Here is a 26,313-nt window from a genome sequence, read left to right as displayed (position 1 = left end):
GCACACACATGGCCACCATTCTTCAGAACCTGCCCACGCAACAGAAAGTCGGCATCGCCTTCTCCGGCGGCCTCGACACCTCCGCCGCGCTGCTGTGGATGAAACAGAAGGGCGCAATCCCCTACGCCTACACCGCCAACCTGGGCCAGCCCGACGAGCCGGACTACGACGAGATCCCGCGCAAGGCCATGCAGTACGGCGCCGAAAAAGCGCGCCTGATCGACTGCCGCACCCAGCTGGCGCACGAAGGCATTGCCGCGCTGCAGTGCGGCGCCTTCCACATCAGCACCGCGGGCGTGACCTACTTCAACACCACGCCGCTGGGCCGTGCCGTCACCGGCACCATGCTCGTGGCCGCGATGAAGGAAGACGACGTCCACATCTGGGGCGACGGCAGCACCTACAAGGGCAACGACATCGAGCGTTTCTACCGCTACGGCCTGCTCACCAACCCCAGCCTGAAGATCTACAAGCCCTGGCTGGACCAGCTGTTCATTGACGAGCTGGGCGGCCGCGCCGAGATGTCCGCCTTCATGACGGCCAACGGCTTCGGCTACAAGATGAGCGCCGAAAAGGCCTACTCCACCGACAGCAACATGCTGGGCGCCACGCACGAGGCGAAAGACCTGGAGCACCTCAACAGCGGCATCACCATCGTCAACCCCATCATGGGCGTGGCGTTCTGGAAAGACGAGGTCGAGGTCAAACGCGAAACCGTGACGGTGCGCTTCGAAGAAGGCCAGCCGGTCGCCCTGAACGGCAAAACCTTTGACAGCCCGGTGGACCTGATCCTGGAAGCCAACCGCATCGGCGGCCGCCACGGCCTGGGCATGAGTGACCAGATCGAGAACCGCATCATCGAAGCCAAGAGCCGCGGCATCTACGAAGCCCCGGGGCTGGCGCTGCTGCACATCGCGTACGAGCGCCTGGTCACCGGCATCCACAACGAAGACACGATCGAGCAGTACCGCATCAACGGCCTGAAGCTTGGCCGCCTGCTCTACCAGGGCCGCTGGTTCGACCCGCAGTCCATCATGCTGCGCGAAACCGCCCAGCGCTGGGTGGCGCGCGCGATCACCGGCGAGGTGACCATCGAACTGCGCCGCGGCAACGACTACTCGATCATGAACACCGAGAGCCCGAACCTGACGTATGCGCCCGAGCGCCTGTCGATGGAAAAGGTGGAAGACGCGCCGTTCACGCCGCTGGACCGCATCGGCCAGCTGACCATGCGCAACCTCGACATCGTGGACACCCGCGCCAAGCTCGGCATCTACGCCAAGAGCGGCCTGCTGTCGCTGGGCGAAGGCGCGCAGATGCTGCGACTGGAAGGCGACAAGGGCGAATAAGTCCTGTCGTTTGCGCCCCTGAGAAGGCCGCTCCCCGGAGCGGCTTTCCTGCATCTGGGCGCGGCTTGCCGGGTGTCAGTGACCTTCGGCACCAGCCCCGGATGGTTCGACGACGTCAAAACGTTGATCGACCAGGTGCGGGTCGTCAAAATGCCGCCGCCCGACAAAGGCCGTGGCGTGGTGGCCCCACTGGCGCTGCGCGCCCGCATTGCGCACGCCCATGGGCCAGAACAGGTAACGCTCGCCCCGCTGCGTGCCCGCGATGATGCCGTCGGGACCGTAGAGGCTGCGATGACCACCGCCCGGCAGGGGCAGTGAGCGCAGCAGCCCCTCGGGCAAGCTCCGGTAGCGCTCGCCTTGCGGTTCGCGTGTAGCGGCCAGTCCGGTGAGGTAGTGGGTCCGGGGTGCCAGGTGCAACAGCATGCGCTCGCCCGTCGCCAGTTCGGGCGGATTGGCCGGCGTGAACAGCCATTCGATGCCGGGCTCGGGCGCAGGCTTCGCACGCAGGGAACGGGTGGGAAAAAACAGGTGGTAACAGCCGCAGGCGTGGATCGAGTCGTAGAGCAGCGGTCGGCCCTGATCGTCCAGCGTGACGCGCCAGACCAGTCCGTCCAAGGTCCCCGCGAGCAGGTCGACACTGCCGGCCGGAGGTCGCTCCGGAAACCAGGCGAGATACACCAGTTGCACCAGCGTCTTCTGCCCCTGGCGCACGAACGCGATGCGGCGGTACACCGTCGGCTGCGTGGTGTCCACGTCGGGCGTTCCGTCGCCGGCCAGTTTCAGCGCACCGATGCGGTCAAAGCCGCCCTCGACCGGCAGGGCAAACACGGGGGCATGTCGGTCCAGCAGTTGCTGCCGAAGGGCTTCGCCCAGTTGCGGAATACCCAGCGCATCGCGCGGGACGCGTGTGAATGCTTCGGTGCGGTATCCATCGCCAGGTTCGAGAGGCACGTAACGCGTGATGGGTATACCCTCCGAGGGCCCGGCCACATTGAAAGCCGCCACGGTGTCGGCCTGCCAGCGCCGCACACCGGCAGCAAAAGGCAGGCGGGTCAGCGCGTACATCCCCCACACCCGAGCAGCGGTGGAATACGCATCGGGCACGACCGCCCTGTCCAGCAGCATGGCCCGCCGATCGGGAGCAGCGCGATCCAGGTCGCTCAGCACCTGGGCGCAGTGCTGCGTCCGGGCCATGGCCCTTTCCCGGTTGTCGGACGCCGGTTCGTTGCCCGGCAACACGTCCACAACCGCCTCGGGCAGGTTGGCGATCTCGATCGCATGGGCCTCTGCGCCCAGGACTTGCAGCAGGTCCAGCCAGTCGCCGAAATCCGCCCGGTCTTGTGCAGCCTGGTCGCGAAACGACGCCGCAAAGCGGGAAACGCGCAGCTGGGGAAACCCCGCGATGCGCTGATCCTGGGCGTCGCCCACGCCGTGCTGCGCGATCTGCTGGTCCAGCAGGGAAAACCAGCGCCGGCAGCGGGTCTCCTCCGTGTCCGACGGGTCGGTGGTGCTGTCCACCGTCAGGCTGGAACAGGCCGACAGGATCAACAGCAGCAACGCCATCACGAGGCCGTGGCCAGCGTGCAGCACCTGGGTATTGGTTGCTGCGGCCCGCACGTCCAACTACTCCCGCGCGGCCTTGGCGCGCCGTTCGATCTCGGCCACCAGGCTTTCAAACCGGAGGCGGACGTTCTCTTTCAGCAGCGGCTGCGCCAGAAATCCCGGCACCGGCGATGCCAGCTCCAGTTTGCCTTTCCAGGTGAGGTCGTAGCGGTCCCGGACGCCCGGCACGCTCGTGAGCAGGTACTCCCCTTCGAGGTGCCTGAAATCGCCCCGAACCAGCTTCACGCCGATGCGTCCCGGCGGGTCCTCCTCGACCTCCAGCACGACATTGAGCGTCATGGTGAAAAACAGGATGTCTGCGCTGCCGCTCTGCTCGACCACCACGCGCCCGGGCATGCGCTGCAGGACCACGCTGCGGTCCATGCCCGTGATCCACTTCGCCGTGTTGTCGTAGTCGGTCAGGGTGGCCCAGATGACGCTTTGGGGAGCCAGCACGGTGGCGTGCATGCCGATCGCCACCATGCGGCCTTGACGGGTGGCCGTGATGTCGATGGGCTCGGCGCCCGCCAAGGCTTCTGGGTGTGCAATGGGTGCCATACAAAGCGCCAGGAAAAACCGCCTGGCCATGCGCAAAGTGTTTGGATCCCTCATGTCTCCGCATGCTACAGCGGTGTCGCCGCTGCCGTGCAGGCGCGGGTTCAAGCCCCCGCACCCGGCGCTCGACCCACCCTGAAACCGCTCAGACCACCACCGGCTCGGGCTCCAGCCGGATGCCGAAACGCTCGTAGACACTGGTCTGGATCGCCTTGGCCAGCGTCATGACTTCACCACCGGTGCAGGGGTGGCTGGGCCCTCCGCGGTTGACCAGCACCAGCGCCTGTTTTTCGTACACGGCGGCGTTGCCCACGCTCTTGCCCTTCCAGCCGCAGGCATCGATCAGCCAGCCCGCCGCCAGCTTGATGCTGCCGTCTGGCATCGGGTAGTGCACCACCTTCGGGTCGCGCGCGATGATGTCGGCGCACTGCTCGGGCGTGACGGTGGGGTTCTTGAAGAAGCTGCCGGCGTTGCCGATCACCGCCGGGTCGGGCAGTTTGGCGCGCCGGATCGCCACCACCCAGTCAAAGATCTGCTGGGCGTCGGGCGCGTGGATGCCGGTCTCGGCCATCTTGCGTTCCAGGTCCAGGTAGCCCAGCACCGGCTTCCAGGGTTTGGGCAGCAGGAAGCGCACGCGGGTGATCAGCGCCCGACCCGCCAGGCCGAAGCTGCGCGCATCCGTTGGTGCGTGCTTGAACACCGAATCGCGGTAGCCAAAACCGGATTGCGCCGCATCGAGCGTGAACGCGCGACCGGTCTGCAGGTCAATGGCGTCGAGGGAATGAAACCGGTCCTGCAGTTCCACGCCGTAGGCACCGATGTTCTGTACCGGCGAAGCCCCCACCGAGCCGGGTATCAGCGCCAGGTTTTCCAGCCCGGGCCAGCCCTGCTCCAGCGTCCAGGCCACGAACGGGTGCCAGCTTTCGCCCGCACCGGCCTCCACGACCCAGCCCTTGGCGGTTTCTTCCACCAGCCGGCGACCCAGGATGTCGACCTTGAGCACCAGTGCCTTGATGTCGCCCGTGATCACGAGGTTGCTGCCCCCGCCGAGCACGAACACCGGGGCGACCCAGTCGGGTCCGGACATCAAACCGGCGAGGTCCGCCTCGGAGCGCAGGCGCGCGAAACGCTGGGCCCGCGCCGCGATGCCAAAACTGTTGAAGGGCTGGAGCGCCACATTGTTCTCGACTAACATCCGAAGATTGTCTCACCCACGCTTTCTGGAACCACGCACCATGCCTTCTTTTGACACCGTTCTCGAAGCCGATCTTGTGGAAGTGAAAAACGCGGTCGAACAGGTCGCACGCGAAATCGGCACCCGCTTTGACTTCAAGGGCACCAGCGCCGGCATTGAACTCAAGGACAAGGAAAAGGAAATCACCCTGTTCGGTGATGCCGACTTCCAGCTCACCCAGGTCAACGACGTGCTGGTGGCCAAACTGGCCAAGCGCGGCGTGGACGTGCGCTTCCTCGACGCCGGCAAGGTCGAAAAGATCGGAGGCGACAAGGTCAAGCAGGTGGTGAAAGTCAAAAACGGCATCAGCACCGAAGACGGCAAAAAAATCCAGCAAACCCTCAAGGGCAGCAAAATCAAGGTGCAGGGTGCCATCCAGGGCGACGCGGTGCGCGTGACCGGCGCCAAACGCGACGACCTGCAGGCCGCCATGGCGCTGATCAAGAGCGAGCTGAAAGACCTGCCTTTGTCGTTCAACAATTTCAGAGATTGAGCTCACCCCCGCGCCGCGCCTGAGGGCGCGTCACCCCCTCAAGGGGGCGGCGCCTTTGGGCCGGCAAAGCCGGACCCTCGGCGCCCTCGGTCAAGGCACTTCATGCGCACATCGTTTCTTTGTCCCGCACTGCTTCTGGCCCTCGTTGCCAACGCCTCGCTGGCGCAGTCGGTCGCGCTCTCGGGCATGAGCGGCAGCAAGGCGCTGGTGGTGATCGACGGGGGCGCGCCCCGGTTCCTGAGCGCGGGGCAGACGCACCAGGGCGTGCGCCTGATCAGCGCCCAGGACGACACCGCGGTGATCGAGATCGAGGGCAAGCGCCAGACATTGCGGGTGGGTGATGCGCCGGTGAGCGTGGGTCGCATGGCCGCCAGCAGCGGCGGTGGCCAGCGCATCGTGCTGACGGCCGATGCTCGTGGGCACTTCATGCCGCAGGGCCAGATCAATGGCAAGACGGTGCAGTTCATGGTGGACACCGGGGCCACCGGCATCGGCATCGGCGAAGCCGAAGCCCGGCGCATCAACCTGAAGTTCGAACAAGGACAGAAGGTCCAAATGAACACCGCCAATGGCGCGGCCAACGGCTACCTCATCAAGCTGGATTCGGTGCGTCTGGGTGATGTCGTGGTGTACGACGTGGCGGCCATCGTGTCGCCGCAACCCATGCCCTTTGTGCTGCTCGGCAACACCTTCCTCACCCGCTTCCAGATGCAGCGCACCAACGACCAGCTCACCCTGGAAAAACGTTTCTGACCGTTCAGGCCTGCGCAGCCGTCACCACGATCTCGATCTTCCAGTCCGGGTTGGCCAGCGCGGCCTGCACCGTGGCACGCGGCGGCGCGGTGCCCGGCACCACCCAGGCGTCCCACACCTCGTTCATGATGCCGATCTCGCGGATGTCGGTCAGGTAGATCTGTGCGCGCAGGATGCGCGACTTGTCGCTGCCGGCTTCCTGCAGGCGCTGCTGAACCTGGTCGAGCACGTCCTGCGTCTGACCCCGGATGTGTGTATCGCCCCGTTCGGGCACCATGCCGGCGAGGTAGACCACGCCGTTGAAAACCGCCGCTTCGCTGTAGCGGGCCGCCACGCCGTGGCGCTCAATATCCTGGCTCATTTGCTTTTGGACCCCAGTTTGCTTTCTTTGCCGGCGAACAACCGGTTGATGTTTTCCGCGTGGCGCCACACCAGCAGGATGCCCATGACCGCCAGGCTCAACACCATCACATTCGGGGCATCCCAGGCCACCTGGCGGCCAAACAGGTAGTACGCCGGAGCGAACACCGCGGTGACGATGGAGGCCAGTGACGAGTAACGAAAGAAGAAGGCCACGATCACCCAGGTGGCCAGCGTGGCGAGACCGAGCCAGGGGTTGAAACCGAGGATCACGCCGGCCGCCGTGGCCACGCCCTTGCCACCCTGGAAGCGGAAGAACACCGGATACAGGTGCCCGAGAAAAGCCGCCAGGCCGACCAGCGCCACCGTGCCGTCGCCCAGCCCCCAGGCATCGCCCCACCACTTCACGGCCACCACCGGCAGCCAGCCCTTGAAGGCATCCAGCAGCAGCGTGACGATGGCAGCGGCCTTGCTGCCCGAGCGCAGCACGTTGGTGGCACCAGGGTTTTTGCTGCCGAAGGTGCGCGGGTCGTTCAGGCCCATCGCGCGACTGACCAGCACGGCAAAAGACAACGAACCGATCAGGTAGGCGGCCACGGTGGCGATGGCGGGGTAGAGGGATTCCAAGGCGACGTCCTCGTTGTTGTTCTGGGGGATCGCGTGTCCAGCGCGCGCGGGCGGTTCCGGTCGCCTATTCTGCCAGCGCGCACTGCACGGCCCTGGCCCCCAGCGGACCGCTGAGCACGGCCGGATCGATCCCGACCAGGAAACCGCGCCGCCCACCGTTGATCCAGATCTTCGGCAGCGCCAGCACCGTGGACTCCACCCACACCGGCATGTCGCGCTTGAGGCCAAAGGGCGAGGTGCCGCCCACAAAATAGCCGCTGTGCCGGTTCGCCACCTCGGGCTTGCAGGGCTCGACCGACTTGGCGCCGATCTGCCGCGCCAGGTTCTTGGTGGACACCGTGCGGTTGCCGTGCATCAGCACCGCCAGCGGCTTCGCCGCCTCGTCCTGCATGATCAGCGTCTTGACCACGGCGAAGGGATCGAAGCCCAGCACCGCCGCGCTGTGCTGAGCGCCACCGTGCTCCAGGTACTCATAGGGGTGCTCGGTGAAGACCACGCCATGGGCCTTGAGCCAGGCGGTGGCGGGGGTTTCAGAGATGTGGGTCTTCTTCGCCATCACTGGGCGGGATCGCGCAGTTCCCAGCGGATTTTGTCAATCTCTTTGAGCAGTTCGGGCGACAGCGCCGTGCCCCACGCATCCAGGCATTCGTCCAGCTGCGCCAGCGAGGTCACGCCGATGATGGTGCTGGCCACGCGCCAGTTGGTGTAGCAGAAGGCCAGCGCCAGTTGCGCCGGCGTCATGCCGTGCTCGCGGGCCAGCGCGTTGTAGCGGCGCGCGGCATCCAGCGCTTCCGGCCGGCCCCAGCGCTGTTTGCGCATCGAGTCGTACAGCGCCATGCGCCCGGCGTCGCCCACCAAGCCGTTGGCGTCGTATTTGCCGGTCAGCAGGCCGAAGCCCAGCGGTGAATACGCCAGCAGCGACACGCCCAGGCGGTGGCCGGTTTCGTCGAGCCCGTTTTCGTAGCTGCGGTTGATCAGGCAATACGGGTTCTGCACCGTGGCCACGCGCGGCAGCCCGTGCTGCTCGGCCAGGCGCACGAACTCGTGCACGCCGTAAGGTGTTTCGTTCGACAGGCCCACCGCCCGCACCTTGCCCGCTTTCACCAGATCGGCCAGCGCTTCGAGCTGCTCCAGCACGGAAACACCCGGCTTGTCTTTGGCCGGATCGAAATACAGCGCGCCGAAGGCGGGCACGTTGCGCGCCGGCCAGTGGATCTGGTAGAGGTCGATCACGTCGGTCTGCAGGCGCTTGAGGCTGGCCTCGCAGGCCTCGATGATGCCGGCCTTGCTCACCTCGGGGCGCAGCCAGGGCATGCCGCGGGCGGGGCCGGCCACCTTGGTGGCGAGCACGAGTTTTTCGCGCGCGCCCGGGGTCCTGGCGAACCAGTTGCCGAGGATGGTTTCGGTGGCGCCGCAGGTTTCTGCCCGGGCGGGCACGGAATACATCTCGGCCGCGTCGATGAAGTTGACACCCCGTTCCAGCGAGCGGTCCAGGATCCGGTGGGCATCGGCTTCGTTGACCTGTTCACCAAAGGTCATGGTGCCGAGGCAGATGGGGGTGACTTGCAGGGCGCTGGCGCCCAGTGAAACAGTGTTCATGAAGAAGTGTGCAAATGCGTATGGCGTGAAATCGGAAGACCGAAACGGTCTATAAGTTTAGGGCCGCGGGAATGCCCCGTGTGTCGCCCGTGAACCCGTCTGCCTGATTGCTCTGGAGTTGCCCATGTACCGATTCAAGCCCCTGTACCTGCTTTCTGCCCTGGCCTTGTGTGTCGCCGTGGCGGGCTGTGGCACGCCCGGCCGGGGTCCTGGCCCAGGGCCCGACCGTTCTGGCCCAGCCACTGGAACCGCGCTTGATATGCCCGTCGCGGAAGCATTTGCACCAGGGCGCTCGGCCGTCAAACCCGCCCTCGCCCGCGAGCTCAATGCCCTCGCGCAACGGCTGCAGGGGCGAGGCTATTCGCGCCTGCGCATCGTGGGCCCCGGCGACGAGACGGGCCGTGCAACGTCCAACCGGCTGCTGGCGCTGGACCGCGCGCACAGCGTGCGCGATTACCTGATCGCACGCGGTCTGTCGGTAACGCGGCTGCAGGCCGAAGGCCTGGCGGCGAGCCGCAGCCTGGAAATCCACGTCACCGCGCCGCCCGGTCGCGGCTCCCGCTGAGGGTCTTCACGCCAGCGCCCGGGCCCGCGCCTCTTCCTGCTGGCGCAACACGCGACGCTGCACCTTGCCGGTGGTGGTCATGGGCAGGGACTCGACGAATTCGATCTCTTTCGGGTACTCGTACGGTGCGAGCTTGCCCTTCACATGGGCCTGCAGTTCCGCCGTGAGACGCGCTTCAAACCCGGCATCACCCAGGCTTCGCCCTGGCTTGGCGTTGAGGTATTCCTGCGCCAGCACCACATAGGCCTTGACCACCGCACCGCGCTCGGCGTCGGGCTTGGGCACCACCGCCGCGTTGGCCACCGCCGGGTGCTTGACCAGGCAGTTTTCGATCTCGCCCGGCCCGATGCGATAACCCGCGGCCTTGAACACGTCGTCGGCCCGGCCCTGGTACCAGAGATAGCCCTCGGCGTCGCGGATGGCCATGTCGCCGGTGCGGCACCAGCCGCTGGCCATGTCGCCGGTGAACTTGGCGCGCGTGGCGGCCTCGTTCTTCCAGTAGCCGAGGAAAAAGATCGGGTCCGGGTCGCCGTGCACGTCCAGCCGGTGCACCGCCACGTCGCCCGGCACGCCCACCGGGCATTCGTAGCCCTCGTCGTCGATCACCGCCACCCGGTGCCCGGGGTAGCCTTTGCCCATCGACCCCGGCTTGGCCGGGTAGAGCCGCGCGCAGTTGCCCACGATGTAGTTGATCTCGGTCTGGCCAAACATTTCGTTGACCGTCACGCCCAGCTGCTTCTGGCAGTAGGCGAACACCGCGTCGCCCACGGCCTCGCCCGCGCTCATGATGGCCTGCAGCTGCACCCGGAACTGTTTTCGCGGCTGGGGATAGGCTTTCATCATGGCCTTGAGCGCGGTCGGAAACAGGAAGGTGTGCGTGACGCCGTGGCGCTCCATCAGCTCAAACGCGGCCTGCGGACTGAAGCGGCCGTTGAAGGCCACGATGGGGCGGCCGAAATACAGCGAGGGCAGCAGCGCGTCCATCAGGCCACCGGTCCAGGCCCAGTCGGCCGGTGACCAGAACACCGCCTGCGAAGGCTGGGCCACATCGAAGGGATCAAAGCCGAACCAGTTCTGGCTGCAGACAAACCCCGTGAGGTTGCCGATGAGCGCGCGGTGCGGAATCAGCGCGCCCTTGGGGTTGCCGGTGGTGCCGCTGGTGTAGATCAGCACCGCGGCTTCGTCCGCCAGGGTGTCCACCGCCTTGAACCGCGCGGAAGCCGAAGCCAGCAAGTCGGACCACGCCAGCGCACCCGGTGCCGGCGCTTCGACCGCGATCAGGGCGCGCAGCTGCGGGCACTGCCCGGCCACGGATTGCACCGCGGCCAGTGTGCTGGCATCGCAGATCGCCACCACCGCCTCGCTGTCCTGCAGGCGGAACTCCAGCGCCTCGGGGCCGAACAGCTGCGACAGCGGCATGCCCACCGCCCCCATCTGCAGCACGGCCATGTAGGCCACGGCGGTCTCGAAGCGCTGCGGCATCACGATGGCCACCCGGTCGCCGCGTCGCACGCCGAGCGCCGCCAGGGCGCTGGACAGGCGGTTCGCCTGCTGCTGCAGCTCGGCGTAGCTGTGGTGGCGGTCGGGCTGCCCCGGCGCGGTGGCGACCACCGCGGTCTGCTGCGCCGTGGCCGGATCGGCGGCCCAGCGGCGCGAGCAGACGGCCGCCATGTTGAAGCGGCGAGGCACCTGCCAGCCAAAGCGGCCATGCAGATCGGCGTAGTGGTCGGGGGTGTCGCTGGCTTGACGCTGGCGCATGAAGGGTCTCCGTCTCGTCTTTATGATGAATCGAATGTACCAAGCCCTGAAAGACTCGCGCAGCACGTTTGTGCCGATCCGCCACCTGTCCTACCACGTGCGTCAGTGGGGTGAACCGGTGCCCGGACAGGCGCCGCTGGTGCTGGTGCACGGCTGGATGGACGTGTCGGCTTCGTGGCAGTTCATGGTGGACGCGCTGAAGGCCGATCGCTGGATCGTCGCGCCTGACTGGCGCGGATTCGGCCTCACGAAAGCGCGCATCGGTGCCGGGCCGCCCCAAACCGATGCGAGCCCCCTCGGGGGGCAGCGAGCACACGAAGTGGCCAGCGTGGGGGCCACATGCCCGGCCCCGGACAGCTACTGGTTCCCCGACTACCTGGCCGACCTCGATGCCCTGCTCGACCATTTCGCGGATGAGCAGCCGGTCGATCTGGTCGGCCACAGCATGGGCGGCAACGTGGCCATGATGTATGGCGGTGTGCGGCCGCAGCGCATCCGCCGGCTGGTCAACCTGGAAGGCTTCGGCCTGCCCGCCACGCGCCCGGCCCAGGCGCCCGAGCGCTACGCGAAGTGGATGGACGAGATCAAGGCCCTGCACCGCGGCGAGATGGACCTCAAACCCTACGACTCGATCGAAGGCGTGGCCCGGCGCCTGATGAAAACCAACCCGCGGCTGCCGCAAAACAAGGCCGACTGGCTGGCGCAACACTGGGCCGCGCCCGATGCCCAGGGCCGCTGGCAGATCCTCGGGGACGTGGCCCACAAGGTGGTGAGCGCCCACCTCTACCAGGTGGAAGAAGCGCAGGCGATCTACCGCCGCATCAGCGCACCGGTGCTCAGCGTCACCGCCAGCGACGACAGCCTTTCACAGTGGTGGAAAGGCCAGTTCACGCTGGCGCAATACCTGGAGCGCCTGCAGGCGGTGCCCAGCCTGCAGAACGCGGTGATCCAGGACGCGGCCCACATGCTGCACCACGACCAGCCGGAAGAACTCGCCCGGCTGATCGAGAACTTCCTGATCTGAGAGGCTGCCCTGAGGCTATGCCGGGCCGTCAGTGCCAGGGGACGGCTGGCATGAGAAAATCGCGGATTCTGTCAACGGCGGCTTCCCGCCTGTCCGGCTGACTCCCATCCCCGAATTCCGATTGAGGCCCCATCATGGAAGCAGAACGCGTCAACACCATCCGCAGCCAGCTCGAAGACCTGACCACCCGCGTGGTCGAGTTACGGAGGTATCTTTGACTACGATGCCAAAGCATCCAAACTGAAAGAAGTCGAATCCGCGCTGGAAGACCCGACGGTCTGGAACGACCCCAAACGCGCCCAGGACCTGGGGCGTGAGAAAAAATCGCTCGAAGACGTGGTGCACGTGCTGGACCGCCTCACCGGTGAGCTGTCCGACAACACCGAGTTGTTCGAGATGTCGAGCGAGGACGGCGACGACGCCGGGCTGATCACCATCGAAGGCGAGGCCGCCAAGGTCGCGGTCGAGGTGGAGAAGCTCGAATTCCGCCGCATGTTCAACAACCCGGCCGATCCGCTGAACTGCTTCCTGGACATCCAGGCCGGCGCCGGCGGCACCGAGGCCTGCGACTGGGCCAGCATGCTGCTGCGCCAGTACCTGAAGTACTGCGAACGCAAGGGCTTCACGACCACGATCGAAGACGAGACCGCGGGCGACACCGCCGGCATCAAGGGTGCCACGATCAAGATCGAGGGCGACTACGCCTTCGGCCTGCTGCGCACCGAAACCGGTGTGCACCGCCTGGTGCGCAAAAGCCCGTTCGACTCCTCGGGCGGACGCCACACCTCGTTCGCCTCGGTGTTCGTCTACCCCGAAATCGACGACTCGATCGAGATCAACATCAACCCGGCCGACGTGCGCACCGACACCTTCCGCGCCTCCGGCGCGGGCGGCCAGCACATCAACAAGACCGACTCGGCCGTGCGCCTGACGCACATCCCCACCGGCATCGTGGTGCAGTGCCAGGATGGCCGCAGCCAGCACAGCAACCGCGACGTGGCCTGGAAACGCCTGCGCTCGCGCCTGTACGACTTTGAGCTGCGCAAACAGCAGGAAGAGCAGCAGAAGCTGGAAGACACCAAGACCGACGTGGGCTGGGGCCACCAGATCCGCAGCTACGTGCTGGACAACAGCCGCATCAAGGACCTGCGCACCAACGTCGAAATTTCCGCCACACAGAAAGTGCTGGACGGCGATCTCGACGCCTTCATCGAAGCGTCTCTCAAACAAGGAGTCTGAGCATGAGTTCACTGCGTGAAGGCCCCTCCACCGTGGTCCGCCGGGAAGACTACACCGCACCCGCCTACTGGATCGACACCGTCGACCTGAGCTTCGACCTTGACCCGGCCAAGACCCGGGTGCTCAACAAGATGCGCCTGCGCCGCAACCCGGACGTGGCCGCGCAGGCGCTGCGGCTCGATGGCGAAGACCTGAACCTGGCGCGCGTGCTGGTCAACGGCGCAGGCTGCTCGTTCAAGATGGACGGCAACCAGCTGGTGCTGGAAAACCTGCCCGACGGCGACGCGCCGATCGAGCTTGAAATCTTCACCACCTGTTCGCCCGAGAAGAACACCCAGCTCATGGGCCTCTACGTGAGCCAGGGCACGTTCTTCACCCAGTGCGAGGCCGAAGGTTTCCGCCGCATCACGTATTTCCTGGACCGTCCGGACGTGATGGCGAGCTACACCGTGACGCTGCGCGCCGACAAGAAGCTCTACCCGGTGCTGCTGTCCAACGGCAACCTGGTCGAAGAAGGCGCGCTGCCCGATGGCCGCCACTTCGCCAAATGGGTCGACCCGCACAAAAAACCCTGCTACCTGTTTGCGCTCGTGGCCGGCCAGCTGGTGGCGCGTGAGCAGCGCATCACCACGCGCAGCGGCAGCAACCACCTGCTGCAGGTGTTCGTGCGCCCCGGCGACATGGACAAGACCGAACACGCGATGAACTCGCTGATCGCCAGCGTGATCTGGGACGAAGCCCGCTTCGGCCTGCCGCTCGATCTGGAGCGCTTCATGATCGTCGCCACCAGCGACTTCAACATGGGCGCGATGGAGAACAAGGGCCTCAACATCTTCAACACCAAGTACGTGCTGGCCAACAGCGCCACCGCAACCGACACCGATTTCGCCAACATCGAGTCGGTGGTGGGCCACGAGTACTTCCACAACTGGACCGGCAACCGCGTCACCTGCCGCGACTGGTTCCAGCTCTCGCTCAAAGAAGGCCTCACCGTCTTCCGCGACCAGGAGTTCAGCATGGACCTGTGCGCCGAGCCTTCAGCGCGCGCGGTCAAGCGCATTGAAGACGTGCGCGTGCTGCGCACCGCGCAGTTCCCCGAAGACGCCGGCCCGATGGCGCACCCGGTGCGGCCCGACAGCTACGTCGAGATCAACAACTTCTACACCGTCACGGTCTACGAAAAAGGCGCCGAGGTCGTGCGCATGATGCAGACCCTGGTGGGACGCGCCGGTTTCGCCGCGGGCATGAAGCTGTATTTCGAACGCCACGACGGCAGCGCCGTCACCTGCGACGATTTCGCGCAGGCGATGGCGGACGCCAACCCGGACAGCGACCTCGCCCGCCTGCTGCCGCAGTTCAAGCGCTGGTACAGCCAGGCCGGCACGCCGCTGGTGCGGGCCCGCGGGGTGTACGACGCTGCAGCGCGCAGCTACACGCTCACGCTCACGCAAAGCTGCGCCCCCACGCCCGGCCAGGCGGCGAAAGAGCCGTTCGTGATCCCGGTCGCCATCGGCCTGCTCGACGCCCAGGGCCATCAGCTGCCGCTGCAGCTCGCACACTGGACCCAGCCCGAAGCCGGCACCCGCACTTTTGTGCTGACGCAGGACAGCGAAAGCTTCACCTTCGTCAACGTGGACGCCGAACCTGTGCCCTCGATCCTGCGCGGCTTCTCGGCGCCGGTGGTGCTGGACGCCGAGTACACCGATGCGCAGCTGCTGAGCCTGCTGGCCCACGACACCGACGCCTTCAACCGCTGGGAAGCCGGCCAGCGCCTGGCCCTGCGCCGCGCGCTCGGCGCCATTCGCGCCGAAGGCCCCGTGGCCAGCGAACCGCTGGATGCCGCTTACCTCGACGCCATGCGCGACGTGCTGCGCCACCCCACGCTGGACGCCGCGTTCAAGGAACTGGTGCTCACACTGCCGGGCGAAACCTACATCGCCGAGCAGCTCGACGTGGTCGATCCGCAGCGCGTTCACGCGGTGCGCGAGACCATGCGCGGGCAGCTGGCCGAAGCCCTGTTTGACGACTGGGCCTGGGCCTTTGAAGTCCACAAGGACAACGGCGCCTACCGCCCCGATCCGGTCAGTACGGGCCGCCGCGCGCTGGCCGGCCTGGCCCTGAGCATGCTCTGCCTGGCCGCACGCAAAACCGGCGATGCGGTCTGGCCCGGCAAGGCCTACCAGCGCTTCAAGGACGCCGGCAACATGACCGACCGCTTCAACGCGCTCTCGGCCCTGGTGGTCAGTGGCCAGCCGCTGGCGCTGGACGCACTCGCCCGCTTCCACGCCATCTTCCGCAGCGACGCCCTGGTGATCGACAAGTGGTTTGCGCTGCAGGCCGGCGCGCCCGACCGCGGTGGCAACGTGTTGCCCGCCGTGCGCCAGTTGCTGAACCACCCGGACTTCAACCTGAAGAACCCCAACCGGGCGCGCAGCGTGATCTTCAGCTACTGCAGCGCCAACCCGGGCGCCTTCCACCGCAACGATGCGTCGGGCTATGTGTTCTGGCGCGAGCGCGTGATCGAACTCGACGCCTTCAACCCGCAGGTCGCTGCCCGCCTCGCGCGCGCGCTGGACCGCTGGAAGAAACTCGCCGAACCCTACCGCAGTGCAGCGCGCGAAGCCATCGCCCGCGTGGCCGCGAAGCCCGATCTGAGCAACGACGTGCGCGAGGTCGTGACCCGCGCCCTCGCGGAATGACAGCCCCTTGCGTGCCGTGCTTATCAGCCCGGCCCGGGGCTCACACCGCTTCGCGGGTCGCTGCCCCCGAGGGGCGGGCCTTGCTTGGGGCGGCCCGGCGCTGCGGCCTGTTGCTGGACTTATCGAAAAACGTCAGGAACTGAAATGACCAAACGCATCTCCCTCACCCGCTACCTCGTCGAACAACAGCGCGTCGACGGCCACATTCCCGGCGACCTGCGCCTGCTGCTCGAAGTGGTGGCGCGTTCATGCAAGAGCATCAGCCAGGCCGTCAACAAAGGCGACCTCGGTGGCGTGCTCGGCGCCGCCACCACGGAAAACGTGCAAGGCGAAATGCAGAAGCAGCTCGACATCATCGCCAACGAGGTGCTGATCGAAGCCAACGAATGGGGTGGCCACCTCGCCGCCATGGCCAGCGAGGAAATGGAGGGCATCTACGTGGTGCCCAACCGATATCCGAAGGGCGAATACCTGCTGCTGTTCGACCCGCTCGACGGCTCGTCCAACATCGACGTCAATGTGTCCATCGGCACCATCTTTTCGGTGCTCAAGAAAGGCAACGACGACCCCGACATCATCGATCCGGTCAGCGAACAGGACTTCCTGCAGGCCGGCAGCCAGCAGGTCGCCGCCGGCTACTGCGTGTACGGCCCGCAGACCACCCTGGTGCTGACCGTGGGCGACGGCGTGGCCATGTTCACCCTCGACCGGGAGCAGGGGTCGTTCGTGCTCACCAAAGAGCACCTGCAGATCCCCGCCGACACCCAAGAGTTTGCCGTCAACATGAGCAACATGCGCCACTGGGACACCCCGGTGAAGCGCTATGTGGACGAATGCCTGGCCGGCAAGGAAGGCCCGCGCGGCAAGGACTTCAACATGCGCTGGGTGGCCAGCATGGTGGCCGACGTGCACCGCATCCTCACGCGCGGCGGCGTCTTCCTGTACCCCTGGGACAAGCGCGAACCCGACAAGCCAGGCAAGCTGCGCCTGATGTACGAAGCCAATCCCATGAGCTGGCTGATCGAACAGGCGGGCGGCGCCGCCACCAACGGACGCCAGCGCATCCTCGACATCCAGCCGACCAAACTGCACGAACGCGTCAGCGTGATGCTGGGCTCGAAGAACGAAGTCGACCGCCTGACCAGCTACCACAGCACGCTATAATCTTGGGCTACAAGCCGGTGTAGCTCAGTCGGTAGAGCAGCTCATTCGTAATGAGAAGGTCGGGTGTTCGATTCATCTCTCCGGCACCAAGTAAACAAAGGAAAGCCCGCTATCTTAACGATAGCGGGCTTTTTCTTTTGGGTTGGCTTGTAGACCATTTGCAGACAAATCGCGTCAAACCCTTTGTGTTTCCCCCGGTTTGGCGAGCGCCACCATGGGCGTGTTTTCAGGGCCAAAACACACGCTGTGTTCGGAGCAGGCCTCGCAGGTGGGCGAGCGGCAGATCGGCAGCTCTTCGCGCAGGCAGAGCTGTTTGTAGAGGAACTTCTTCCACCGCATGTGCTGCGTGTTGCGGGCCGCCAGGGCCGGAAACCAGTGGTCGATCAGTTGCGACAGGGCCTCGCGCGAGGGCAGGCCCATGTCTTGCCACAGGTGCTCATCACCCAGCGTGGCGCAGGCCATGGCCCACGACACTTGGCGCAGCTCGTCGGCCGAACCGGCCGCCATGTCGGCGTGCTCCAGCAGCAGGCTCATGACGTCGTCGACCTCATCGCGCCGGCGTTGCATCCGCTCGGCCAGGGCGCGCCAGTCGGGTCGGGGAGTGGCCAACTCGGGCATGGGGGTTCAGGCCGGTGCGGCGGCGTGGGTGTAGCACTTCTTCGGGCAGATCTTCGAGCAGGCGGTGCAGCCGATGCACAGTTCCTGGTGCGCGATGGTCATGACCTTCTTTTCGTATTCCTCGTCGTCGTCATCGTCGTCGAGGTTGACCGAGATGCGCTCGCCTTCGTCGGTCAGACCCACGAGTTCGAGCACGCCGCGCGGGCAGACCTTGAAGCAGCGGCCGCAGCCGATGCATTTGTCCTCGTCGAGCGAGGCCACGAAGGTCGGCGTCCAGGTGGCGCCGCTGGGCAGGGTGACGCTGAAATGTTCGCTCATGAAACAAACTCCTTGGCGGTGTGAGCGACTTCGTTCAAGGCACCCGTGGAACCGGCTGTGCCGGGCCACCAGGTGCGTCCCCCTGGGGGGAAGACGCGAAGCGGCGCAGGGGGGATCAGGTGATTGCGGCGACGGCCTTGCGCAGGTCCATCAGCGTGGCGTGGGTGTCGTGACAACGCTGCGCAACCGAGAGGATGTTTTCCCAACCCGTGGGCAGGTCCTCGGACAGGTCGTGCAGGTCCATCTTGGCCTGCGTGGCCTGCGCGTTGGCCTTCTTCAGGCGCGCCTTGAGTTCGTCGGCTTCGGTGCTCATGGTCAGGCTCCGTACTGGGCGACAGCGGGAAATTCGCGGATCATGGCGACGGCTTCGGTCAGGAACTTGGTGCCGGCGTCGGACAGCTTGGCCAGCGAGGGGAATCCGAAGCGGTGCACGTCGCGCAACTGCTTGTTGACGACCACCAGGCGGCCGGCGATCAGCACCATGCGGCCAAAACCTTCGTGGCTCATCTTCATCATGGGCGACACCATCTGGCCGGTCTCGCGCTCGATCGCGACCGCGATCGCGTTGTAGAAGATCTCCAGATGCCACAGGGTTTCCGGGTCCGGGTCCCCGAGGATGGGCAGGGCGCGGCGCTCTTCGGCGGTGTGGATGAAGGGCTTGAGCAGCTGCAGATCGGTCTTGCCTTCCCAGCTGCCGTGCGTGTCCTGCGCGCGCATCTGCTTGATCAGCTGCTGCACGAAGGGCGTGTTCAAAAAGGCCTCGTCGCTCTCGGGCGCGAGTTCGGGGGTGGCGGTGGCGTTCATGGGGTGACCTCGTCGTCTTCAAAATCGAATGCGCGTTCGCTGTCCTTGGCCATGGCCTTGCGCAGCCAGGGCGGCGGCGTGCCTTGCAGCACGGCCTGCAGCTTGTCCAGGATCTCGGCGATGTTTTCGGGTTGCGGCACCTTGATCGGGTGGATCTTCATGGCCACGACACGCGCCGCACCCGAGCCGCCGATGGCGGCCACGTAGAGGATCGCGCAGTCCTTGATGGCTTCGAGCTTGGGCGCGAGCTTGTCTTCGTCGCCGTCTTCTTCGAGCTTGTCGCCGAACTCGAAGCTCTCGACAAAGTGGTGGCCGGTGGCCGAGATCTCGTAGACATCGATGCTCTTGGCCCAGCCGAAGTGCGCGTCCACGCGCTCCTTGTCCTGGGTGGCGAAGGCGATCTTCATGGTGGACTCCTGGGTCAGGCGCTGGCGGCTGCCAGCGGGGTGGGTGGGAGGGGTTCGTGGTGGTCCATGCGCCTGGTGGCCAGCTGCGCTTCGGGCGTGAGCGGCCAGTCGCCCGCGTGGTGGTGGGCGATGCGCTCGATCATCAGGTTGGCGATTTCAAAAATCAGGTTCATCGTGCCGCGGTAGCCCACCGACACTTTGTGCGCGTTGCCGATGCGGTCGAACACCGGAAAGCCCACGCGCAGCAGCGGCTTGTTCAGGCGCTCCGCAGCCTGTCGGCCGTGCGAATGCGTGACCAGCAGGTCGCAGTCGGCCCCGGCCAGCTCCAGGTCTTCCAGGTCGCCGAGCAGCACCTGCTCGGCCGGCAGCAGCTCATGGGCCTTAGATTGCGTGGTGCTGATGCAGCAGGTCAGCTCGGCGCCCATCTCGTGCAGCAGGCCGCCCAGGGCCAGCATCAGGTCGGGCTCGGCGGCAATGGCCACCTTCATGCCGCCGGTGTAGAAGTGGCCGTCGAGCATGGCGTCGAGCAGCTGGCTGCGCTGGCGCCGGTACTTGGCCGGCACGGGCTTGCCCGAGAGCAACGAGAGGCGCTGCAGGAAACGGTCGTTGCTGGCCAGGCCGGTCAGGCGCTCGAAGATCTCCAGCGGCGTGCCGGCGATATTTTCCAGCGCCTCGGCGCCTTCGCGCGTCTGCTCGCCGATGCCCAGCGTGAAGGCCGAGGCGCCCGCGGCGCGGATCTGCTCCAGCGTGGTGCCGCCGAGTGTGGTGCCGCGCCAGTCGGGCGCGATGTGGCCGTCGAGCGATCCCGAGATGTCGGGCAGCACGATGGGATTCAGGCCAAACGCCTGGATGATCTCGCGCAGCTCGTCGATGTCGCTGGGCGTGAGATGGCTGCCGGGCAGCAGCGTGACCTGGTCGGCCACCACCGGCAGCGGCTTCACCTGCGACTTCACGATGGCGGTGATGGCGTGTTTGAAGCCGTCTTCAAACGCGTCCACGTAGTCGGGCGTGGAGACGTAGATGATCTCGGTGTCGGCCAGCTCGGGCTGGCGCTTGCGCGCGGTGACGAGGTAGCCGTCCACATCATCGCCCTTGGTTTCAGTGAGGCCCGTGGAGCAGATCGCGATCACCTTGGGCGCGGCGCGCTTGCGGATGTTGAGCAGCGCCGCCTCGATGTTTTCGTAGCCACCGAGGATGGTGGTCACCTCGTTCATGGCCGTGGTCTGCAGCGGGATCGCTTCCTTGAAGTGGCGCACCAGCAGCACCAGACCGAACGAGGTGCAACCCTGCGAGCCGTGCATCACCGGCATGCAGGCGTCCAGACCGAGGAACGCAAAGCTCGCGCCCAGCGGCTGGCTCATCTTGAGCGGGTTGACGGTGCAGGCTTTTTTGGATTCGACGACGCGGGCCATGGGGTGCTTTCGGTGCGGGTGAATCAGACGGGAATCTCTTCGGGCTCCAGGCCCATGGCGTTCGCCGCCACCGCACTGAGGTGGTCGGTCGAGGTGCCCGTCACGGTGGGCGTCAACGCGCCCAGGGTTTCGCCGTCGTCGCCCCAGGGCGCGGGGATGCGCACCTGCTGCCACACCGGGTTGAAGATGGCGCGGTCGATCTCGTGCACCAGCTCGACCATGCCTTCGTAACCGCCGTAGGGGTGGTGGCGTTCCTGGTTGATGTCCAGCCAGGGCATGCGCGCCTTGAGCGCCACGAACTGCGAGCGGCCACCGCTGAGCATGATGTCGGCGCGCGCTTCTTTCAGCATGGCGTACATCTCGCGCGGCGTCATGTCGTCGATCATGTGGGCGTCGGCGCCCTCGCCCATGATCTCCTTGATCTTTTCCTTGTCTTCCTTGGTGCTCTTCTTGACGCTGGTGCCGACGATTTCCATGCCGCCCTCCTGCAGCGCCGCCACCACCGACCAGGACTTCACACCGCCCGTGATCAGCAGCACGCGCTTGCCCTGCAGGCGTTTCTTGTATTCGGCGATGCGCTTGTAGGCGCGTGCTTCTTCCACCACGATCAGGCGCTCGGTGCGTTCGATGAGTTCGGCGTCGGCACCCTGCTTCACCAGCAGGCTGGCGATCTGGCGCAGGGTCTCGCTCATGTCGCTGATGCCGTAGAACGAACCTTCGAAATACGGGATGCCGTAGCGCTGTTCCATCTTGGTCGCGATGTTGATCATCGACTTGGAGCAGACCATCATGTTGACCTTGGCCCGGTGCGCGCTGGCGATCTCGTTGTAGCGGCCGTCGCCCGAGATGCACGAGAGGATGCGGATGCCCAGGGCGTCGAGCAGCGGCTTGACCTGCCAGAGTTCACCGACCAGGTTGTATTCGCCAATGATGTTGATGTCGTAGGCGGTGGTGAACTCGGGTTCGACGGTGCCGATCACGTAGTCCAGCAGGGCTTCTGCGCCGAGCTTGTTGCCGAGGTTCTTGGGGCCGGCGAAGCCGGGCGCGTTGACCGGGATCACCGGCTTGCCGAACTTCTCGGCGGCTCGCTCTACTGCACCATCATGACCCTGGCCTACCGGCCGCAGATGGCCACGGTGCGGCCGCGCGTGATGCTGATGCCGAAGGCCGACAGCAGCCGCACGGGCAACCTGGTCTACGACACCCTGGGCATGGTGGAGACGCATATCGTCACCAAACTGCTGGACTTCATCGCCGACGCCCACAGCAACAAGATCAACCTGCCCTACGCGGACGTGATCGTGAGCGGCGGCAAGGGCCTGAAGAACCCCGACAACTTCAAGCTGGTGTTCGAACTGGCGCGGGTGCTCGGCGGCGAGGTCGGTTCCACCCGCCCCTGCGTGCAGGCCGGCTGGGTCGAGGCCGCCCGACAGGTGGGCCAGACCGGCAAGACGGTGCGTCCCAAGCTCTACATCGCCGCCGGCATCTCGGGCGCGGTGCAGCACCGCGTGGGCATGGAGGGCTCGGACGTGATCGTCGCCATCAACACCGACCCGAACGCGCCCATCTTCGAATTCGCCCACTACGGCATCGTCGGCAACGCGATGCTGGTGCTGCCGGCGCTGAGCAAGGCGTTCGCCGAACACCTGTCCAAGCGCAGCCAGCAAGTCGCCTGATCCCGTCCACCTCTGGGGAACGCCATGAAAAAACCCTCTCAATTCGATGCCATCGTGGTGGGCGCGGGGCCCTCGGGCAACGCCTGCGCCTACACCCTGGCCAAGGCCGGCCTCAAGGTCCTGCAGATCGAGCGCGGCGAATACCCGGGTTCGAAGAACGTGCAGGGCGCCATCCTCTACAGCGACGCGCTGGAGAAGATCATTCCCGACTTCCGCGACGATGCGCCGCTGGAGCGCCACATCATCGAGCAGCGCGTCTGGGTGCTCGATGACAACAGCTTCGTCGGCACGCACTACCGCAGCGACGACTACAACAAGCCGCCCTACAACCGCTACACCATCATCCGGGCGCAGTTCGACAAGTGGTTCAGCTCCAAGGTGCGCGAAGCCGGCGCACTGCTGATCTGCGAGACCACGGTCAACCACCTCATCATGGACGGCGAGCAGGTGGTGGGCGTGCAGTGCGACCGCGAAGCCGGCGACGTCTACGCCGACGTGGTGATCATGGCCGACGGCGTGAACAGCACGCTGGCGCGCAAGGCCGGTTTCCACGGCGAGATCAAGGACAGCAACGTCGCGCTCGCGGTGAAAGAGATCCTCTTCATGCCCGAAGACACCATCCGCCAGCGCTTCAACATCGGCGAAGAAGAAGGCGTGGTGATCGAGATGGTCGGCAAGATCACCGACGGCATGATGGGCACCGGCTTCCTCTACACCAACAAGGAATCGCTCACCATCGGCATCGGCTGCATGCTGGGCGATTTCAAGGGCAGCGTGAACAAGACCAGCCCCTACGCCCTGCTCGAAAAGCTCAAGCAACATCCTTCCATCGCTCCGCTGATCCAGGGTGGCGAGATGAAGGAGTACGCGGCCCACCTGATCCCCGAAGGCGGCTTCTACGCCATCCCCAAGGTGTATGGCAACGGCTGGATGATCGTGGGCGACTCGGGTGGTTTCGTCAACGCGGTGCACCGCGAAGGCTCCAACCTCGCCATGACCACCGGGCGCCTGGCGGCCGAGACCGTGATCGCGGCCAAGGCGGCGGGCAAGCCCATGAGCAAAGCGGTGCTCAAGTCCTACAAGACCGAGCTCGACAAGAGCTTCGTCATGAAAGACCTGCACAAGTACCGCGACATGCCCGATGTCTTCCACAAGAACAACCAGTTCTTCACCACCTACCCCGAGCTCGTGTCCAAGGCCGCGCACAAGATGTTCACGGTCGATGGCGTGGACAAGAAGACCAAGGAACGCGAGATCCTTTCAAGCTTCCGCACCTCGCGATCACTCACCGGCCTGGTGGGCGACGCCGTCAAACTCTGGAGGGCTTTCCGATGAACGCCGTTGCCGTGAATGTCGAAGAGAAACTGTTTCAGAACCGCTACCGGGTGGACGCGGGCCGGCCCCACATCCAGATCAAGGACCCCGAGATCTGCGCCAACGACTGCGCGCAGAAGTCCTGCACCTACGTGTGCCCGGCCTCCTGCTACAAGGCCGAAGGCAACGGCAGCGTGACGCTGATCACCGACGGCTGCCTGGAGTGCGGCAGCTGCCGCATCATCTGCTCGGAGTTCACCAATGTGAACTGGGAGTACCCGCGCGGCGGGCACGGCATCCTATTTAAGTTTGGATAACACCCCGTTGCTTGCTCACTGCGTGTAGCCGCATCCCCCTCAAGGGGCAATGCCTGCGGCCCGGCAAAGCCGGTTCCGCGGCATTCTTGGTTGGCGCTTCTTCACGCGTGGCAGGCCTGCTACTTACGCACTTCCTGGAGTTCTCATGCCCCGTCCTCAACGCCACGTCTTCGTCTGCACCCAGAACCGTCCGCCGCAGCACCCGCGCGGCTCCTGTGCCAGCAAGGGCGGCACCGCCGTGCTGCAGGCTTTCTGGGCCGAGCAGCAGAAGCGCCAGGACTACGACCAGCTGTCGATCACCTACTCGGGCTGCCTCGGTCCCTGCGACCAGGGCGCCAACGTGCTGGTCTACCCGGAAGCGGTGATGTACCGCAACGTGACCGATGCCGACGTGGCCGAAATCTTCAACAGCCACCTCGAAGGCGGCGTGCCGGTGGAACGGCTGCTGGCGCCCAAGGCTATCTGGTGAACCTCTTCACAGGGGTCGAAACGAACGACTTTTTTGGTGGCGAGGTCTCACCCACCATCACGCACCTGGTGGAGCAGGCGCGCGGGGGATCGCGCGACGAGGCCGCTGCCCTGCTGTGGACCGCCTGCGCCATGGCACCGCAAAGCCTCCCGGTCTACTACCTGCTCTACAAGCTGCATGCGGGTCTGGGTCAACTGGATCGCGCGGAACAGGCGGCCTTGAAAGGGCTGGATGCGGCGGCCCGGGCTGCGGGGCTGAACGCCGACTGGCGCCAGGTGCAGCCGGGTGACTCGGACTTCGCATCGCCCGGTCCCGCACGCTTCTGGCTGTTCACGATCAAGGCCCTGGCGTTCATCCAGCTGCGCCGCGGCCAGCGCGACGCCAGCCAGGGCCTGGTGGAGCAGATCGGTCGGCTCGACCCGAGCGATCAGGTCGGTGCCAGCGTGGTCCGTGCCCTGCTGGCCGAGAGCCAGGCCCAGCCGCGACGCTCCTGACAGGACCGTCAGGACAGCACCGGAGCGCCACCCACAACGCATGAAACGGCCCAACCCAGGGCACCGCCGGGCCGGCTTTGCCGGACGGCCAGTGCCGCCCCCTTGAGGGGGTCGCGCGAAGCGCGGCGGGGGTGTTTCATCTCAAGCGGGCGTGAGCTTCTCAATGCCGCCCATGTAGGGCCGCAGCGCCTCGGGCACCGTCACGCTGCCGTCGGCATTCTGGTTGTTCTCCAGCACCGCCACCAGCGCGCGGCCCACCGCCAGGCCGGAACCGTTGAGCGTGTGCACCAGCTCGTTCTTGCCCTGGGCGTTCTTGAAGCGCGCCTGCAAGCGGCGCGCCTGGAAGGCTTCGCAATTCGAGACCGAGCTGATCTCGCGGTAGGTGCCCTGCGCCGGCACCCACACTTCGAGGTCGTAGGTCTTGCTGGCGCCAAAACCCATGTCGCCGGTGCACAGGCTCATCACGCGGTACGGCAGGCCCAGCTTCTGCAGGATCGCCTCGGCATGGCCGGTCATGGCTTCCAGCGCTTCGTAGCTCTTCTCGGGGTGCACGATCTGCACCATCTCGACCTTGTCGAACTGGTGCTGGCGGATCATGCCGCGCGTGTCGCGCCCGGCGCTGCCGGCCTCAGAGCGGAAACACGGCGTGTGGGCCGTCATCCTGATCGGCAGCTCGGCCTCGGCCAGCACGGTGTCGCGCACGACGTTGGTCAGTGTCACTTCGCTGGTGGGGATCAGGTAGAGCGCCTGCGTGTCCGGCATCTCCTCGCCTTCCTGTCCGCCCTTCCTGACGGCGAACAGGTCGGCTTCGAACTTGGGCAACTGCCCCGTGCCGCGCAGGGTCTCGCCGTTGACGATGTAGGGTGTGTAGCACTCGGTGTAGCCGTGTTCCTGCGTCTGCACGTCGAGCATGAACTGGGCGAGCGCGCGGTGCAGGCGGGCGATCGGGCCGCGCATGAAGGTGAAACGCGAACCCGAGAGCTTGACGCCAATGTCGAAGTCCAGACCCAGCTTTTCACCGATGTCCACGTGGTCGCGGACGTCGAAGTCGAAGACCTTGGGGGTGCCCCAGCGGCGCACTTCCACGTTGCCCTCTTCGCCCGCGCCCACCGGCACGCTCTCGTGCGGCAGGTTGGGCACGGCCAGCAACAGACCTTGCAGCTCGGTCTGAATGACTTCCAGTCGCGCGGCGGAGGCTTCCAGCTCGGCCTTCATCGCGCCTACCTGCGCCATCACCGCGTCGGCCTCGGCGTGCTGGCCCTTGCCCTTGAGCATGCCGATCTGCTTGGACAGGCTGTTGCGCTGGCTCTGCAGCTCTTCGGTGCGCGTCTGCAGCGTCTTGCGCTCGGCCTCCAGCGCGCGGAATGCTTCCACGTTCAGGAAAGCCTGGGGCTGTTTGCGGGTCTCGAGCCGGGCGATCACGGCGTCGAGGTCTTTTCTCAGTTGGACGATGTCAAGCATGT

At 65.9% G+C, this 26,313-nt stretch carries 27 protein-coding genes, 1 tRNA gene and 2 pseudogenes; 14 read left to right on the top strand and 16 right to left on the bottom strand.

Going from position 1 to position 26,313, the window contains the following annotated elements:
• Positions 1 to 8: 8 nt before the first annotated feature.
• Entirely contained in the window at positions 9 to 1,349 is a 1,341-nt protein-coding gene (argG, locus tag AC23D4_RS21050) for an argininosuccinate synthase (protein ID WP_472890160.1), read from the top strand.
• A 75-nt stretch (positions 1,350 to 1,424) separates the two neighbouring features.
• On the opposite strand, the gene AC23D4_RS21045 is transcribed toward argG, so the two are convergent.
• The 3 genes from AC23D4_RS21045 to murB all read right to left on the bottom strand — a co-directional run bounded on the left by AC23D4_RS21045 (position 1,425) and on the right by murB (position 4,701).
• The gene (locus AC23D4_RS21045; protein WP_472890159.1) at positions 1,425 to 2,966 is read right to left on the bottom strand and encodes a hypothetical protein; all 1,542 of its coding nucleotides are present in this window, start codon (positions 2,964 to 2,966) and stop codon (positions 1,425 to 1,427) included.
• Between the two features lie 6 nt (positions 2,967 to 2,972).
• Positions 2,973 to 3,509, bottom strand: coding sequence for an SRPBCC family protein (locus tag AC23D4_RS21040; protein ID WP_472890158.1), 537 nt, complete (start codon positions 3,507 to 3,509; stop codon positions 2,973 to 2,975).
• Positions 3,510 to 3,651: 142 nt separating this feature from the next.
• Complete coding sequence (gene murB / locus AC23D4_RS21035) at positions 3,652 to 4,701, bottom strand: UDP-N-acetylmuramate dehydrogenase (RefSeq protein WP_472890157.1); 1,050 nt, start codon at positions 4,699 to 4,701, stop codon at positions 3,652 to 3,654.
• A gap of 40 nt (positions 4,702 to 4,741) precedes the next feature.
• Here murB and AC23D4_RS21030 point away from each other — a divergent pair, with 40 nt between their 5' ends.
• Both AC23D4_RS21030 and AC23D4_RS21025 read left to right on the top strand, forming a co-directional pair.
• Positions 4,742 to 5,233, top strand: coding sequence for a YajQ family cyclic di-GMP-binding protein (locus AC23D4_RS21030; protein ID WP_177138396.1), 492 nt, complete (start codon positions 4,742 to 4,744; stop codon positions 5,231 to 5,233).
• Between the two features lie 102 nt (positions 5,234 to 5,335).
• Positions 5,336 to 5,986 (top strand): retropepsin-like aspartic protease family protein, encoded by a 651-nt coding sequence (locus AC23D4_RS21025; RefSeq protein ID WP_472890156.1) that lies wholly within the window; start codon positions 5,336 to 5,338, stop codon positions 5,984 to 5,986.
• 4 nt (positions 5,987 to 5,990) lie between these two features.
• Here the strand turns inward: AC23D4_RS21025 and AC23D4_RS21020 are convergent, their stop codons facing one another.
• The 4 genes from AC23D4_RS21020 to AC23D4_RS21005 form a co-directional block, all read right to left on the bottom strand.
• A complete protein-coding gene (locus AC23D4_RS21020; RefSeq protein ID WP_472890155.1) occupies positions 5,991 to 6,347 on the bottom strand; it encodes a RidA family protein in 357 nt (118 codons plus the stop codon).
• Positions 6,344 to 6,973, bottom strand: a complete 630-nt coding sequence (plsY, locus tag AC23D4_RS21015; protein WP_472890154.1) for a glycerol-3-phosphate 1-O-acyltransferase PlsY — start codon at positions 6,971 to 6,973, stop codon at positions 6,344 to 6,346. Before plsY ends, AC23D4_RS21020 begins: the two co-directional genes overlap by 4 nt.
• Positions 6,974 to 7,037: 64 nt before the next feature.
• Positions 7,038 to 7,529 carry an aminoacyl-tRNA deacylase gene (locus AC23D4_RS21010; protein ID WP_290971525.1) on the bottom strand — a complete coding sequence of 164 codons (492 nt, stop codon included), beginning with the start codon at positions 7,527 to 7,529 and terminating at the stop codon, positions 7,038 to 7,040.
• Complete coding sequence (locus AC23D4_RS21005) at positions 7,529 to 8,572, bottom strand: aldo/keto reductase (protein WP_472890153.1); 1,044 nt, start codon at positions 8,570 to 8,572, stop codon at positions 7,529 to 7,531. Before AC23D4_RS21005 ends, AC23D4_RS21010 begins: the two co-directional genes overlap by 1 nt.
• 124 nt (positions 8,573 to 8,696) lie before the next feature.
• Between AC23D4_RS21005 and AC23D4_RS21000 the strand changes: the two genes are divergently transcribed.
• The gene (locus AC23D4_RS21000; protein WP_487623658.1) at positions 8,697 to 9,137 is read left to right on the top strand and encodes an OmpA family protein; all 441 of its coding nucleotides are present in this window, start codon (positions 8,697 to 8,699) and stop codon (positions 9,135 to 9,137) included.
• A 6-nt stretch (positions 9,138 to 9,143) separates the two neighbouring features.
• Here AC23D4_RS21000 and AC23D4_RS20995 read toward each other — a convergent pair whose 3' ends face one another.
• Complete coding sequence (locus AC23D4_RS20995) at positions 9,144 to 10,895, bottom strand: acetate--CoA ligase (RefSeq protein WP_472890151.1); 1,752 nt, start codon at positions 10,893 to 10,895, stop codon at positions 9,144 to 9,146.
• Positions 10,896 to 10,929: 34 nt separating this feature from the next.
• Between AC23D4_RS20995 and AC23D4_RS20990 the strand changes: the two genes are divergently transcribed.
• The 5 genes from AC23D4_RS20990 to AC23D4_RS20970 all read left to right on the top strand — a co-directional run bounded on the left by AC23D4_RS20990 (position 10,930) and on the right by AC23D4_RS20970 (position 17,110).
• Complete coding sequence (locus AC23D4_RS20990; RefSeq protein ID WP_472890150.1) at positions 10,930 to 11,919, top strand: alpha/beta fold hydrolase; 990 nt, start codon at positions 10,930 to 10,932, stop codon at positions 11,917 to 11,919.
• A 134-nt stretch (positions 11,920 to 12,053) separates the two neighbouring features.
• Positions 12,054 to 13,158 (top strand): peptide chain release factor 2 gene (prfB, locus tag AC23D4_RS20985; protein ID WP_177138409.1). Its coding sequence is split into 2 segments (ribosomal slippage): positions 12,054 to 12,134 and positions 12,136 to 13,158, totalling 1,104 coding nucleotides; the frame shifts between segments, so codons are not numbered across the junction.
• Positions 13,159 to 13,160: 2 nt separating this feature from the next.
• Positions 13,161 to 15,857 carry an aminopeptidase N gene (gene pepN / locus AC23D4_RS20980; protein WP_472890149.1) on the top strand — a complete coding sequence of 899 codons (2,697 nt, stop codon included), beginning with the start codon at positions 13,161 to 13,163 and terminating at the stop codon, positions 15,855 to 15,857.
• A 144-nt stretch (positions 15,858 to 16,001) separates the two neighbouring features.
• A complete protein-coding gene (locus AC23D4_RS20975; RefSeq protein ID WP_472890148.1) occupies positions 16,002 to 17,021 on the top strand; it encodes a class 1 fructose-bisphosphatase in 1,020 nt (339 codons plus the stop codon).
• A gap of 13 nt (positions 17,022 to 17,034) precedes the next feature.
• Positions 17,035 to 17,110, top strand: a tRNA-Thr gene (locus AC23D4_RS20970).
• 85 nt (positions 17,111 to 17,195) lie between these two features.
• Here the strand turns inward: AC23D4_RS20970 and AC23D4_RS20965 are convergent.
• From AC23D4_RS20965 to AC23D4_RS20935, 7 genes and pseudogenes are all read right to left on the bottom strand, one after another.
• Positions 17,196 to 17,639: a nitrogen fixation protein NifQ gene (locus AC23D4_RS20965; protein ID WP_472890147.1), complete on the bottom strand. Its 444-nt coding sequence runs from the start codon at positions 17,637 to 17,639 to the stop codon at positions 17,196 to 17,198.
• Between the two features lie 6 nt (positions 17,640 to 17,645).
• Entirely contained in the window at positions 17,646 to 17,957 is a 312-nt protein-coding gene (fdxB, locus tag AC23D4_RS20960) for a ferredoxin III, nif-specific (protein WP_472890146.1), read from the bottom strand.
• 115 nt (positions 17,958 to 18,072) lie between these two features.
• Positions 18,073 to 18,270 carry a CCE_0567 family metalloprotein gene (locus AC23D4_RS20955; RefSeq protein WP_472890145.1) on the bottom strand — a complete coding sequence of 66 codons (198 nt, stop codon included), beginning with the start codon at positions 18,268 to 18,270 and terminating at the stop codon, positions 18,073 to 18,075.
• 2 nt (positions 18,271 to 18,272) lie between these two features.
• Positions 18,273 to 18,761 carry a NifX-associated nitrogen fixation protein gene (locus AC23D4_RS20950; RefSeq protein ID WP_472890144.1) on the bottom strand — a complete coding sequence of 163 codons (489 nt, stop codon included), beginning with the start codon at positions 18,759 to 18,761 and terminating at the stop codon, positions 18,273 to 18,275.
• A complete protein-coding gene (nifX, locus tag AC23D4_RS20945) occupies positions 18,758 to 19,168 on the bottom strand; it encodes a nitrogen fixation protein NifX (protein ID WP_290971502.1) in 411 nt (136 codons plus the stop codon). The genes AC23D4_RS20950 and nifX overlap by 4 nt, the downstream gene beginning before the upstream one ends.
• 14 nt (positions 19,169 to 19,182) lie before the next feature.
• Positions 19,183 to 20,580: a nitrogenase iron-molybdenum cofactor biosynthesis protein NifN gene (gene nifN / locus AC23D4_RS20940; RefSeq protein ID WP_472890143.1), complete on the bottom strand. Its 1,398-nt coding sequence runs from the start codon at positions 20,578 to 20,580 to the stop codon at positions 19,183 to 19,185.
• A gap of 23 nt (positions 20,581 to 20,603) precedes the next feature.
• Positions 20,604 to 21,668 (bottom strand): annotated as a pseudogene (locus AC23D4_RS20935) (nitrogenase component 1); the annotation flags it as partial.
• Between AC23D4_RS20935 and AC23D4_RS20930 the strand changes: the two are divergent.
• The 5 genes and pseudogenes from AC23D4_RS20930 to AC23D4_RS20910 all read left to right on the top strand — a co-directional run.
• Positions 21,660 to 22,256 (top strand): annotated as a pseudogene (locus AC23D4_RS20930) (electron transfer flavoprotein subunit alpha/FixB family protein); the annotation flags it as partial. The pseudogenes AC23D4_RS20935 and AC23D4_RS20930 sit on opposite strands and share 9 nt — an antisense overlap.
• A gap of 24 nt (positions 22,257 to 22,280) precedes the next feature.
• Positions 22,281 to 23,591 (top strand): FAD-dependent monooxygenase, encoded by a 1,311-nt coding sequence (locus AC23D4_RS20925; protein WP_472890142.1) that lies wholly within the window; start codon positions 22,281 to 22,283, stop codon positions 23,589 to 23,591.
• Positions 23,588 to 23,887 carry a ferredoxin family protein gene (locus AC23D4_RS20920; protein ID WP_290968227.1) on the top strand — a complete coding sequence of 100 codons (300 nt, stop codon included), beginning with the start codon at positions 23,588 to 23,590 and terminating at the stop codon, positions 23,885 to 23,887. Before AC23D4_RS20925 ends, AC23D4_RS20920 begins: the two co-directional genes overlap by 4 nt.
• A 145-nt stretch (positions 23,888 to 24,032) precedes the next feature.
• Positions 24,033 to 24,356: a (2Fe-2S) ferredoxin domain-containing protein gene (locus tag AC23D4_RS20915; RefSeq protein ID WP_472890141.1), complete on the top strand. Its 324-nt coding sequence runs from the start codon at positions 24,033 to 24,035 to the stop codon at positions 24,354 to 24,356.
• Complete coding sequence (locus AC23D4_RS20910) at positions 24,353 to 24,850, top strand: tetratricopeptide repeat protein (protein ID WP_472890140.1); 498 nt, start codon at positions 24,353 to 24,355, stop codon at positions 24,848 to 24,850. Before AC23D4_RS20915 ends, AC23D4_RS20910 begins: the two co-directional genes overlap by 4 nt.
• Before the next feature lie 141 nt (positions 24,851 to 24,991).
• Here AC23D4_RS20910 and serS read toward each other — a convergent pair whose 3' ends face one another.
• On the bottom strand, positions 24,992 to 26,311 hold the full coding sequence (gene serS / locus AC23D4_RS20905) for a serine--tRNA ligase (protein ID WP_472890139.1): 1,320 nt from the start codon (positions 26,309 to 26,311) through the stop codon (positions 24,992 to 24,994).
• Positions 26,312 to 26,313: the final 2 nt, after the last annotated feature.

The sequence above is a fragment of the Hydrogenophaga sp. L76 genome (genome assembly GCF_057654755.1).
The sequence above is the reverse complement of the archived record's forward strand: the minus strand, read 5'-3'. Positions and strand labels throughout refer to the sequence as shown.